8 protein-coding genes and 1 riboswitch are annotated in these 13,957 nt (G+C 36.8%); of the genes, 4 read left to right on the top strand and 4 right to left on the bottom strand.

The window, feature by feature from the left end:
• Positions 1-300 precede the first annotated feature (300 nt).
• Both CRI88_RS22000 and CRI88_RS21995 read left to right on the top strand, forming a co-directional pair.
• Complete coding sequence (locus CRI88_RS22000; RefSeq protein ID WP_180957841.1) at positions 301-807, top strand: helix-turn-helix domain-containing protein; 507 nt, start codon at positions 301-303, stop codon at positions 805-807.
• Entirely contained in the window at positions 792-1,646 is an 855-nt protein-coding gene (locus CRI88_RS21995) for an IS3 family transposase (protein WP_145991340.1), read from the top strand. The genes CRI88_RS22000 and CRI88_RS21995 overlap by 16 nt, the downstream gene beginning before the upstream one ends.
• 438 nt (positions 1,647-2,084) lie before the next feature.
• Here CRI88_RS21995 and thiC read toward each other — a convergent pair whose 3' ends face one another.
• From thiC to CRI88_RS21975, 4 genes are all read right to left on the bottom strand, one after another.
• Positions 2,085-3,863, bottom strand: coding sequence for a phosphomethylpyrimidine synthase ThiC (thiC, locus tag CRI88_RS21990; protein ID WP_101967041.1), 1,779 nt, complete (start codon positions 3,861-3,863; stop codon positions 2,085-2,087).
• Between the two features lie 145 nt (positions 3,864-4,008).
• A riboswitch (TPP riboswitch) is annotated at positions 4,009-4,123 on the bottom strand.
• A gap of 78 nt (positions 4,124-4,201) precedes the next feature.
• Positions 4,202-5,131: an AEC family transporter gene (locus tag CRI88_RS21985; protein WP_036125640.1), complete on the bottom strand. Its 930-nt coding sequence runs from the start codon at positions 5,129-5,131 to the stop codon at positions 4,202-4,204.
• 111 nt (positions 5,132-5,242) lie between these two features.
• Complete coding sequence (locus tag CRI88_RS21980; protein ID WP_058845295.1) at positions 5,243-7,345, bottom strand: methyl-accepting chemotaxis protein; 2,103 nt, start codon at positions 7,343-7,345, stop codon at positions 5,243-5,245.
• A 210-nt stretch (positions 7,346-7,555) separates the two neighbouring features.
• Positions 7,556-8,716 carry a response regulator gene (locus CRI88_RS21975; protein WP_036125634.1) on the bottom strand — a complete coding sequence of 387 codons (1,161 nt, stop codon included), beginning with the start codon at positions 8,714-8,716 and terminating at the stop codon, positions 7,556-7,558.
• A gap of 211 nt (positions 8,717-8,927) precedes the next feature.
• Here CRI88_RS21975 and CRI88_RS21970 point away from each other — a divergent pair, with 211 nt between their 5' ends.
• Together CRI88_RS21970 and CRI88_RS21965 are read left to right on the top strand one after the other, a co-directional pair.
• Positions 8,928-11,897: a hybrid sensor histidine kinase/response regulator gene (locus tag CRI88_RS21970; protein WP_180957840.1), complete on the top strand. Its 2,970-nt coding sequence runs from the start codon at positions 8,928-8,930 to the stop codon at positions 11,895-11,897.
• Positions 11,898-12,655: 758 nt separating this feature from the next.
• Positions 12,656-13,954, top strand: a complete 1,299-nt coding sequence (locus CRI88_RS21965) for a hypothetical protein (protein ID WP_101967039.1) — start codon at positions 12,656-12,658, stop codon at positions 13,952-13,954.
• Positions 13,955-13,957 lie beyond the last annotated feature (3 nt).

Here is a 13,957-nt window from a genome sequence, read left to right as displayed (position 1 = left end):
AACGGCTTTACTTTATTTTATTGTAAAAGAAAAAAGACTGTAGGCAAACTCAAAATTCATCGAGTTTGTCTACAGTCTGAAGGCTTATGTCTATACTTTGACATAAGCCTTCCTTAGTGTTGAAAAACAAAACAGTCAATTGAAAGGGAGAAATGGATTTCCGTTGCAGGCTACTTGCTTTCCTGTGGGCGAGCGCCGAGCCGCTTCCTCCGCTACCGCTCCGTGCAGGGGCTCGCCTGTCTCGCTCTGAGCTGCACCCAAAATATTGGACTTAAAAATGTACTATAGGGGGTGCAGGTAGTGATTTCTGATGAACAAAAATTAGCCGCAGTTCTAGCTTACTTTGAAGAAAAAGAAAGTACGTATCAGATTGCCAATCGATTACAGAGGGATCGACAGTACATTCGATTATGGATTGAATTATATCGCTATCATGGCATCGAAGGAATTATTCGTCCTCAAGGGTTCACGAATTACGAAGATTCTTTTAAAATAAAAGTAATTCAACACCTGATAGAGACGGGCGATTCGCTCCTTCAGACTGCTGCGAAGTTTAATATTCCTTCCCGTGAAACCATTCGGAGATGGAAAAAACAATGGATGTCAACGGCTGGTGAGGTGCTCTATCAAGTAGAAAAGGAGCGCCAATCAATGCCAAAAAAACAACCACCTTCGTCTGATTTAAATGGAAAAACAACGGATGAGTTAAAAGCGGAAATTGAGTATTTACGGATGGAAAATGCCTATTTAAAAAAGTTGAAAGCCTTAGTTCAAGAAAAGGATGCCTTCAAATCCAAGAAAAAGTAAGAGCTGTTGATGAGCTAAGGTTGGATTTTCCTCTTCAAGCTCTATTAAAAGTCGCGAAACTTAAGAAAAGTACGTATTATTATCATCTCCAAAAATGGGTAAAACCAGATAAATATCAGGCGATCAAAGAACGAATTCAGACGCTTTTTCATTACCATAAGGGGCGTTATGGCTATCGTCGTATTTGTTTAGCCCTCCGAAATGAAGGGTTTTTCATCAACCATAAAACGGTCCAACGATTGATGCAAGAATTGGGCTTAAAAGGGACGGTACGCCCTAAAAAATACCGTTCGTATAAAGGGACAGTCGGCTATGTCGCAGAGAATGTCATCCAACGTGATTTTGAAGCCACTGCACCCAATCAGAAATGGGTAACCGATGTAACGGAGTTTAAAATAAACGGTCAAAAAATCTATATATCCGCTGTATTAGATTTATTCAATCGAGAAATCGTTGGGTATGAGGTATCAAAATCACCTAATTTTGAGTTAGTTCAACAGTCTTTTAAGAAGGCGTTTACGTATACAAAGTTATCGAAAAAGAGTGGCTTAATCGTCCATTCTGATCAAGGATGGTTATATCAAATACCACGTTTTAAAGCGTTATTGGCAACACATGAAATCAAGCAAAGTATGTCACGGAAAGGAAATTGTTTAGATAATGCCGTGATAGAAAGCTTTTTTGGCATTATGAAATCAGAATTTCTATACGCAACAACGTTTAAGAACTACGAAGCATTCAAAAAAGCGTTAGTAGACTATATCCACTACTACAATCATGAACGGATAAAAATAAAACTCAACGGAAAAAGTCCAGTTGAGTTTCGAAGAGTTTCTTAAAAGTTCAAATTTTTGGGGTCAGTTCACTCTCCCACGGGAGTCAAGTAGTCTTCCACTCCAACCCACAAAAATGGTACCTTTTTAGCAAAGGTTTTCAAATAAAGTGAAGGTTTTTGCTACTTATTTTATGGAGGATGATTGTCATTCATCACTTCTCCATATTGAAAATAAGAGCCTATCCCCTCTAAGAATACAGATAATGGGCTATTTGATCGCTATACTACTATGAAAAAAAGTAAAGACACTTTGCAGAATGGTTGATTGGAGTGGAGCGAGCGTAAGTGAGTGAAGTGGCTCATCGGACGCCCCCTGGAAAGGGCGCTGGCGGAACGGAAATCAACCTCTCACCTTGCAAATTTGCTTTTTCTGCCGTTGACATCATCTTTTTTCAACAACATGAAAGGCTTATGTCTATACTTTGACATAAGCCTTCCTTCATTATTGATAAATCTGACTCCCCGCTTTTTTAAACTCCTCTGCCTTTTCCTGCATACCTTGATGAATAGCTTCAGTCGTATTTAAATCTTTTTCTTTAGCATAATTACGAATATCCTGTGAGATTCTCATACTACAGAATTTAGGGCCACACATTGAGCAAAAGTGCGCTGTTTTTGCCCCCTCTGCTGGAAGCGTTTCGTCATGATATTCAACCGCACGTTCTGGATCTAATGATAGATTGAATTGATCACGCCAGCGGAATTCAAAGCGTGCTTTTGACAATGCATCATCCCGTTGTTGTGCACCTGGGTGTCCTTTCGCTAAATCAGCTGCATGGGCAGCAATCTTATAAGTAATAACTCCTACTCGAACATCCTCACGATTAGGTAAGCCAAGATGCTCCTTCGGTGTCACATAGCAGAGCATCGCTGTACCAAACCAGCCAATCATCGCTGCACCAATAGCTGAGGTAATATGGTCATATCCTGGCGCAATATCTGTTGTTAATGGGCCCAATGTATAGAAAGGCGCTTCCTTACAAACTTCTAATTGCTTGTCCATATTCTCCTTTATCAAATGCATCGGTACATGACCTGGCCCCTCTACCATCACCTGAACATCATGCTTCCAAGCGATTTGTGTTAATTCACCAAGCGTTTCAAGCTCTGCAAATTGGGCCTCATCATTGGCATCTGCAATGGAACCTGGGCGTAAGCCATCTCCTAAAGAAAAAGCAATATCATATGTCTTCATAATTTCACAGATTTCCTCAAAATGTGTATAAAGGAAATTCTCTTGATGATGAAATAAACACCACTGTGCCATAATTGAACCACCACGTGACACAATGCCTGTTACACGATTTGCTGTAAGAGGTACATAGCGTAAAAGAACACCCGCATGTATCGTGAAATAATCAACCCCCTGCTCTGCTTGCTCAATGAGCGTATCACGATAAACTTCCCACGTTAAATCCTCGGCTATGCCATTTACTTTTTCTAAAGCCTGATAAATGGGCACCGTTCCCACTGGCACTGCAGCATTTCGAATAATCCATTCTCTCGTTGTATGAATATGTTTACCAGTCGAGAGATCCATAATATTATCGGCACCCCAGCGTGTAGCCCATGTCATTTTCTCAACTTCTTCTGCTATTGACGACGACACCGCGGAATTTCCAATGTTTGCATTGATTTTCACATGGAAGTTACGACCAATAATCATCGGCTCTGCCTCAGGGTGATTAATATTAGAAGGCATAATAGCCCGACCTGCTGCAATTTCTGAACGAACAAATTCAGGATCCATGTTTTCACGTATCGCCACAAACTCCATTTCCGGCGTTATCATTCCATTTCGTGCATAGTGAAGCTGTGTTACATTTTTACCCCTTTTTGCACGTAAAGGCTTCCGCTCCAATTCAGGGAAAACATTTTCTTGAATGCGCGGATCATCAACACGACGAAAACCGTTATCCTCAGGTTTAATCGTACGCCCCTCATATTCCTCAACATCTCCTCTTTCTTCTATCCATGCACGTCGCAAAGTAGGCAGACCCTTTGTAATATCAATGTGATAATTCGGATCTGTGTATGGACCACTCGTATCATATACTCGAATAGGGGCATTTTTTTCATCCCCAAAGCTACCAGTCGTTGGGCTTAATGCGATTTCACGCATAGGTACTAAAATATCTGGACGTGATCCTTCCACATACACTTTTTTGCTTCCTTCAAAGCTAGACATAATCGTAATGTTCTTTTCACTAACTACTGACATGAGCTACTTCTCTCCCTTAAATGTAATTTGATACAAGGACCGAAAATCTAGCTCACTCCAACAAATAAAGAAAGGCCGAATCCAAAATATTTTTTTGGATCCGGCCATGAATGTAAAGGTCTAGTAATTGCACACGACATACGATGCAATAGCTTCTTAACTTTCCCACGCTGGTATGAGCCAGATCAGGTCCAAAGGGTCAAGAAACTTCTAAGCGTTTCCCTCTCAGCCTGACTCATCAGACTCCCCTAGTTAATACTATTTAGTTTGATGCTAGTGTAGCAGATATTTCTAAGAGATGGAAGTTTTCCATTCAATATTTTAAAATTTTCATCCAACTAAGTAAATAATACTTCCGCAAGATAAATCACGATCGTTACTGTTAGACAGCTCACAATGGTTGAAAATAAAACAGTTTGCGCAGCTGTAGCTGATTCCACATCGTATTCTAATGCTAGACTAGAGCTATTGCGAGATGTTGGGAAGGCACTGGCTATAAACAGAGATTGTGCGACAACTCCATCTAACCCCAATACATAAATAATGACCAATGCTACAGCTGGTCCGATAACTAATCTTGTAAAACAGCTAACAAAAACAGTTTTATTAAACATAGATTTGATTTCAAGCTGTGATAATTGTGCGCCTAATGTAATTAAGGCTACAGCAATAAATCCATCTGCGACATGCTCTACAGGTATTTTGATAAACTGCGGTATACCAATATTAAAATAGTTCATAGCGACACCAATAATTAGCGCATGAATAATGGGCATTTTAAAGAAATCTTTGATGATTGTCATACCCGATTTCGTAGAGGAAATTAAATTGTACAAACCATATGTATAAGTTGTCATATTTTGAAATATAACGAGCATGACCTGAATGGCTACACCAATAGGTTGTGTTACAAAAATCATTTGGGCCACTGGAATACCATAATTTCCAGAGTTAATGAGCACAACACTATTTTTAAAGACGGCTGCCTCCGTTTTGGCCAAACCAAGCCCTTTCGCTAAAAAATGACTGAGTATCATTTGACTTCCAATAAAAAGCACAATAAATAACCCGACTTCTCCCAGAACAGACAGCTCTACACGTGTTTCATATAAATTCACAAAAACAGCGGCTGGCATAAAGCAATATGTAATAAGCTGAGACAATGCTTTTAAGTTAAAACGAAATTTCTTTTGTAGTATAGCGCCAAGTACAAGCAACACTAAAATAGGTGCAACAATTTGAAAGAAAATCATTCCGAGATACATCATATTGATGACCCCCTTCCCTTCATTATAGTAGTGCTGAATGGCTAACAGGTCAATGTCTCTTCCCTTCACCATTAAGAAAGACTGCCTATATATTTTAGGCAGCCTTTTTCTTTACGCTAGCTTAAATCGATTTACGACTTCTTGCAGTTCATTTGATATATCATTCATATTTTGAATAGACTCTGCTACTTTTTGTAACTCTGCTTGTTGATCCATTGCAGAAGCACTTACTTGTTCAGCAGAGGCAGCTGTTTCCTCTGAAATAGCAGATATACTTTGAATAGCCATAATTGCTTGATTTTTATGCTCTAACATACTAGATAACTTACTCATTAGTTCACTAATGGAAGCTGCAATTGAACGTGACAAGTCACTGCTATCTTTAAAGGCCATTTGTGTGCTTTGTACGGACTCATTTTGAGAATGCATTAAATCTGCATTCGAAGCAATAACAGCTACTGTCTGTTGGGAATTTTCGAGAATACTTTCTACCGTACTCTTAATAATTTCTGTTTCATTTTTAGATTGCTCTGCTAGCTTTCTTACTTCCTCTGCTACTACCGCAAACCCTTTTCCATGTTCGCCAGCACGAGCTGCCTCAATACTTGCATTTAAAGCTAACAGATTCGTTTGCTCTGTAATGCTTTGAATAGAAGCGATGATTTGATTAATATTGGCAATGTTAGAAGCTAATGATTCCATTTGCTGTTGAATACGCCCATTCATCTCATTGGTTTCTATATTATGTTCACGTAAACTATTAACCTCATGCAATCCCTTTTCTGTCGTTGCACTTGTTTGATGAGATAGCTCATCCATCTCATTGGATAGTGACGTAATGGCATCAATCTGATCAGATAGATCCATCATTCGATAATTGGTTTCTTCAGTATCCTCTGATTGCTTCGATGCACCTTGTGCAATTTCATTGATTGCTACTGAAACCTCTTGACTTGAAGCTACTATTTCATTAAAGACCTCATGCACTTGATTAGAAGATTGGTTCAACAATGTCGTAGAATTTAGCACTGTTTGTATTGCACTATTGGTTTTATCCAGCATATTATTATAAGCCAGTGCAACTGCACCAATCTCATCAGACTTAATATATTTCTCCTCTACTCTTTGTGTTAAATCCCCTTCTGCAGCTGTTTCAATGGATGCACGCAAAAATTGGAGTGGCTTTAACTGTTTGTAAATGAATAGCACACTTGCAACTGTCATCAAAACAACCATAATAATAGAAGAAATAATTGTAAATACAAAGACGTGGTTGTATGTCTCTAGAATTTTTGATTCAGGCAATACAATTTGAACAGTCCACGTCTCGTCAATATCCTCTAAAATCATTGGGGCAAATACATTAAATGCCTTTTCCTTAAACTGGTTAGAATCAACGTACATACTTGTAAGCTCATCATTTTCCATGGTCTTACTAATACTTGTCCAAGCTGGGTCCTCTTGCATATTGCGCCCATCTAGCTCTTCACCAAAACTGTTGGCTGTCAGTACACCCTTATTCGTAATAATGCCCGCATAACCACCCTCTGGTGCAACAGATTCTGTTAATCCATTTAAAAAATCTATCGATACATCCGCCGTCAATACACCAAAAAACGATCCAGAAGCATTGACTAACGGCACTGAAATGGTTGTCATTAATACGTTCTTTCCATTTACATTGTAATCATACGGCTCCGTTAAAACTGCGCGTCCGTCTTCTTTTGGCACCCAGTACCATTCAGAAACACTTTTATCATCGACCCCTTCAATTAAAGTGGTGCTGATCTTATTATCATCTTTGCTTAGGTATGGTCCAAAACGTTTTTTGGAATCGACTAAAGTAGCCTCTGCATTTGCATCTAACATAATAGAACCCTGCTCAAAGATTGCTCCAACACCAAGTAAATCATCATTGTTAGCTAGATTATTTTCCATAATGTCTAAGACACCCTTGGAAGATAAAGCATTATTCTTCTGCATGCTTTCAATGATTTGCTTTGTTGTTTGCAATGCCGTATTTGCTTTCTTGAAACGTTCACTCATAATAGCAGCCGAAGATTCAGCAGCCTGCACCGTTGCATATTCTGAGTCTTCCACACTTTGATTTTTTATAATAATTCCCGTTGTCACTGTATAGGATAAAAATAAAACTAGAAATAATCCTATAATTAGGGAAGATAGTTTTAATGCAATACCTTTAGATTTTTTCATAACTAACACCCCACTTTTATAATAATGATAAAGGATGAAAGGTTGTATCACAATAAAATATTTAGCGAATAAAGTAGAATTTTACAGAGTTATAGAGAGAAATACGGACAAATCTACAACCAATATACATTTTTTAATAAGGGTCTTATGAACTATTAAAAACAAAAAGCTCTGTCTATGACAGAGCCTTTCATAACAAAATCATGTAGTTTAACTAAAGGTTTGAGCATGAGGCATAGCATTTGCTTGTTTCCAGCTTTCATACCAACTCTCAATTTCCTCGCTTGGTTCCACTGCCAAATGCTCCTGAAGCATTTTTTTTAATAACCAGTATTGCTCCTCAACAGCAGCTGTATTATTTAGAAGATCGTATAGCTTCATTAAAGTGAAGTAGTTTTCCTCTGCATCAGAAAAAAGTGCCTGGACTTTTTCCTGTACCTTTACTGCAGCCATGTAGTTCTCATTTTTTATGTAAAACTCGCTTAGCTGATGAGCATGGTGTAACCACAATCTCCTTAAGCGCTCTCGCTCACTTTCCGCCCATAGATAATCGCAATCTCCTAAATAATCACCTGTATACATTTGGAATACTTTTTCATGTTCATCAACTGATGTCTCTTGTAATGGGGGTAATGATTTTAAACAGGACAGCCACTGTTCTACATCCACTACAACATTTTCAACTAAGAGCTTATAGCCAGAATTCAGCAAAGGGCTTGAAATTTGCACACCATCCATTCCATAATTTTTTAATGTTTGACGGATTGTATAGATAGCTGTATAAAGCTGTTTAGATGCTTTATCGATATCAGACTCCGGCCAAAATAATTCTAAAATCGTATCACGATAAATCATTTCATCACGGTGATTTAGCATGAAGGCAAATAGCTCTTTGGCTTTAGATGTACGCCATTTCATGAGCTGTGTATGACCATCTGGTGTAACAACATTAAGACCGCCAAAAAGCTTAATAATTGTATGTTTAGGCGGAACTTTTTTATGTTTATTATTTATGTGTTCTAGACGTTCTAAGGTCTTTTCTAAACGAACATTTTGTACAGGCTTTAATAAGTAATCAATAGCATGTAGATTAAATGCATCTATTGCGTATTGATCAAACCCTGTTGTAAAAACGATTTCTACATCGGGCAATAACTCTTGAATTTTTTCCCCTAATGCTAAACCATCCAAATCAGGCATCACGATATCTAAAAATACAGCATTTGGCTGTAGCGTTTGGATCTCTTCAATTGCTTTTAGAGAATCGGTGTATTCTCCTACTATTTCAATTTCCGGGACATTACTTTTTTCAAGTAAGGTTTTCAGTCTCGTTAATGGTAAAATTTCATCATCTACTAGCACGATTCTCACATTGACCCCTCCTAAAAAACTATTCCTTTACTTATTATCGTATAATTATTAAAAGAATTGATAGAATAACCATTACTTTTGAAGGAGAAATAACTCTATTTGTTGAAATCTATTATTTATGATGAAAAAGAAAATACTTTCCAAAAATTTTACTATTTTTCTAATTGCCTGGTTATTCTTTTGTTTTCTAACTTTGATACGCTTCACTTGGATGAATTTCACAAATATTTCAACAGGGATCGATGCTATCCAAGGGACTGTTAATTTAAGAAATATTGATACAAGCCATAATTTTATAATTAAGCTACAAAAGGAATGGGAATTCTACCCTAATATCCTTCTCGCTTCAGAAAATACCCAATCAGTGGAACAACATAAAGTTTATACAAATCAACCAGAATCTTGGGATCAGTATTTTCAACATAATGATGAGGTTCATTATGGTTCTTATCGTTTAAAAATTCTCAAAGAACACACTGCACCTCAGATGTATGGCATTACGATTCCTGAAGGTTTAGCTCCCTATGAGCTTTACATAGATGGTCAATTCATTGGTGGACTAGGGAATCTTACAGCGGATTATACTCAAACGGCTCCTATTGGCAGACCTGTAACCCATTATTTTACGCTTAATACTAATGAAAGCGAAATTATTATCCAAGGTGTTCAAACAAACCCATATGTACAAGGCGGGTTTCAAAAAGAAATTATTTTTGGCGATTTGCACTCTATGGAACAATCAAAAACCTTTTCCATTACAACTCAAATGGCGGTTTGCTTAGTCTTTATTTTTTATCTATTATTTACGATTCTACTTTGGATTATCGGTATTCGGGATAAATCTCTTCTTTATTTTGCCTTGATTATTGTTTCAACCTGTGTAACCGTACTCGTTTCTAGCAATAAAATTTTATTTAGCTACATACCTATCAATTGGATTTGGGCAAACAAATTATTTTATTTTTCTTATATTAACAATATGATGTTTTTCGTTTTGTTCCTACGTGAATTGATGAAGGAATACGCTAAGCCTAAAATATTAACGATTGTTCCTTTGCTGTGTGCTACCTATTTATTATTTATTGTAGTAACCCCGATAGAATACATTTTTAAAACAAAAATGATATTCATAATACTTTTCATCGTCTCGCCTATTATTATAACGATTTTCACATTGTCTATCGTGATAAAAGGTCAAAAAGGCGTAATATTTTTATTATTAACAGGGACAGCAGTAGTCACTAATTCATTATTTTTCTCTATAAGACAAAATGCTACACTACCTTATAGTCATTATCCTTTTGATTTATTAATTGGTATAACGGCATTATCCGCATTTTGGTTTACACGCTATTTTCAATCAACCTTACAAACTGAAAAGCTTTCTGTGAAATTACAAAAAGAAATAAGTACAAAGGATGATTTTCTAGCAAATACCTCTCATGAGCTGCGAAACCCTTTGCACGGCATGATGAGCATCGCCCAAACTTTGTTAGCAAAACAGGAAACTAAAGAAGATCAAAGTGATTTAAAACTATTGGTAAGAATCGGCAATCACATGACCCATATGCTAGATGATTTATTAGATCTAGTAAAGCTAAAAGAAAAAACGCTTCGACTGCAGCCCAAACCTTTGAATGCTTATAATCTCGCAAGTGGGGTTAGCAATATGTTTCGTTTTATGCTGAAAGGAAAACCAATTGAGCTTATCATACGGATACCTACTAATTCACCTTTTGTGTTAGCAGATGAGACACGATTAATTCAAATTTTTTCCAACCTAATTCATAATGCCATTAAATTTACAGAGCAGGGCTCCATTACGATTGATGCCGAAGTGGTTGGTAAAAAATTATATATTTCCGTTACAGATACAGGAATTGGCATTGAAAAGGATATGCAAGAAAGAATATTTGACCCTTATGAGCAAGTTGATTCAACAATGACGTCGGTAAGTGGGGGCCTCGGATTAGGCTTAAGTATTTGCCAAGAGCTTATATCTTTGCACGGTGGGACAATATCGTTGACTTCCACTCTTGGGGAAGGCTCATCCTTTACGTTTTCCTTACCCATAGCAAAGACACAAACAGTGGAATACAGTGACTCCAATACTGAAATGGATACAACATTATTAAAATTTACGTCATTGTTAAATGATTTATCGCAAATGAAAGAAAGCTTTGCCGCTTCCACTGAAGAAACTACTTTGGTGACCAGTCAGGCAAGAATTCTTGTCGTGGATGATGATGCTGTAAACTTACAAGTTCTCGTGAATGCATTTTCGACTGAACCCTTTGAAATTGAAACAGCTTTAAGTGGGACCGAAGCTCTTAGAAAACTACAAGAGAGTAGCTTTGATTTAGTTATTTCCGACATTATGATGCCGCATATGTCTGGCTATGAATTGGCAAAGTACATTCGTGAAAAATTCTCAATTTCAGAGCTGCCCATATTATTTTTAACAGCTCGACAGCAAAGTGAAGATATTCGACTCGCCTTTTTAAGTGGAGCAAATGACTACATTAGGAAACCAATGGAATACATGGAGCTTAAATCACGTGTTCAAGCACTCATTCAGATGAAGCAATCTAGTGAGGAACGTCTTCGCATTGAAGCTGCATGGCTCCAAGCACAAATTCAACCTCACTTTTTCTTCAATACACTGAATTCTATTATTTCTTTAAATGGAGTAGATGATGAAAAAATGGAGGAATTACTACTGGCCTTTAGTGATTACCTACAAATGAGTTTCGATTTCCAAAATGTCGATTTAGTCGTGCCTATCGACTATGAATTAAAGCTTGTACGCGCCTATATTGCAATTGAACAAATTCGCTTTGGTGACAGGATACGAGTTGTGTGGAATATTCCTAATCAGATGAGTCTGTTTGTTCCTCCACTGTCGTTACAAACCTTGGTCGAAAATGCTATCCAGCATGGTATTTTACCTCGTCGAGAGGGTGGTACTGTGACCATCTGCATCAAAGAGATGGAGAAGCTTTTTACAATAGCCATTTCTGATAACGGTGTTGGCTTTGAACATAGGATACCTGAAAAGAAAACAAGCGTAGGTCTTGTCAATACGGAACAACGTCTAAAGCAATTATTTGGCGTGGAATTAACGATAAACAGTGTCATTGATCAAGGCACAACCATCTCCTTCTCCATTCCAAAAACTTAAAGGCGAATGATGTCGTTCTAACCGTCAGTTTGGAAGGTGAATCCATCACTTTATGAGCTCTATTCATCTCTTCCAGAAATCCTATCCATTGCACGAACAAAAAAGACTAGGCTTACAAAAGAAGCCTAGTCTTTCTTGGTTTGCTTAAAGTTTAAGACATTGACAAGATTACATAAAATAGCTTACTACATGGTACTGAACAAATCCTGAACATCCTTGAATTATTCACGTATCACATTCGTAACTTTTGACTGTTCAGCTGCTTAATTTTCTTTTCTGCTTAGTTTGCTTGTAACCGTTCCCTTCTTGGCTCTCCATCTACTATTAATCTGTTCAATGTCTACATACCACCCAAATTAATACTTCATCACATCATGAATATTTTCAGCAATTTGTCGATTTTCTTATGTACCTGTTACAACATAATACTTTGATGAATTGTTCATTTTCTTCTTTTGAACAGTACCTAGTGATGCATTTTTAACCTTCGGGATCAATTGTAACCAATTGACTCACCATGCTCACTACTCAACATCTCCTGTTTTTCCCATTAAATTTCTATTATCTTTACAAATATAACTTCCTCTATAGGTACTGAAGTTATATGATGCTCACATAAATTTTATAACCAATCTACCTAATCATCTAAAAAATGCATAAAAAGATCCTAGGCTATGATAAAATTGATTTAACACCAAATCTTGGATAGATTCCCACTGCATCTACCATGAAAAATAAAATAGGAGGCTTCTCTTAGTATGAAAAACAAAAAAAGATTGGCTTTGCTGTCTTTAGTTGCTATCCCTTCACTTCTTTACAGTGCACCAGCATCAGCAGCTGAAGTTACAGAGCCATCAAAAATAGCCTACACATACAATAATAACTACTACTACAATTCTAATGTCTGGAATGTTATTCAGCTCATATCAATCATTGATGATCGATATTCCTCATTCCAAACAAGATTGGAATCGGCTCTCAAAGCTTATAACAACTTGACTGAAACAGAAAAACAGTATGTTACTAATTATGACGTACTTTCCAATCATCAACATACTAGAATTTTATATCGTAAACTCGCTTCACAAATTGAAGAAAAACTAGCTTCTGTAGAACCTACCGCAGTAAATTATTATGAAAATGTTTTGGCTACAAGGGAGTGGTTCAATTCTTTAAACGCTGCACAGAAAACATTTGTTAATGCTGAAACACAGAGAATACTATCATCATATATAAGTCCAAATACGACAATTTACAAAGTAGTAACGAAAATACAATTATTAAATTCTTCACGTTTAAGCTTCCATCAAGAAGTTGAGGCAGCACGTGCTGAATATAATGCATTACGAAAATTTACAAATGCTTATTTACCGTATGGTACAGAGCAACTATTATTAGAGGCTGAACGACTTGTCGTAAAGGATAAAGCTGCTGCCAAAGATGTAGAAAATGCCATTGCTACTCTATCACCTAAAACATCTACAATTAAGGATGTACAAAAGGTTAAAACTGCGTTTGAGGCGCTAACACCCGTGCAGCAACAAATAGTTCCAAATGTGTCTATTTTAATTGATCTTGTGAATGGTAAATATAAACTTCCAACACAATCAGTTGAAAATACAAAGCCTAATTTTTCCAATATCGCCGCATTGCCTGGTAAAACAACGGCTATGTCTAGAAATAGAAATGATTATAGTGCAAAAATAAATGTCACTGACCCAGGAGTTCACACAGAAAGATTTATCTTAACTACCAAATCTAATATGACATTAATTATTCCTTCTCTCTCAACTTTAGTGGATAAGGATACTACTGGTGTCATAGAAATTCAGCTTAAAAGAAAATTAAATAACATTACATTCAAGATGACACTCAATAATAAACCTATAGAATTCGAGGAAAACATCGAATTAATTATTAACAATTTGCCTAAAAATGCTTCCATTATTCAAAGGAACGATTTAGGTGAGAAGTTGCATACTAACTTCTATGTTGATGGAAATCGTCATATTGTTCAAGCAACTACGTCTGGCACATTCCAAATTATAAGAAAATAAGCA

The sequence above is a fragment of the Lysinibacillus fusiformis genome, from assembly GCF_002845985.1.
GTDB classification, from domain to species: Bacteria; Bacillota; Bacilli; order Bacillales_A; family Planococcaceae; genus Lysinibacillus; species Lysinibacillus fusiformis_D.
Note: the sequence above shows the minus strand (reverse complement) of the source record. Positions and strands in the feature narration are given on the sequence as shown.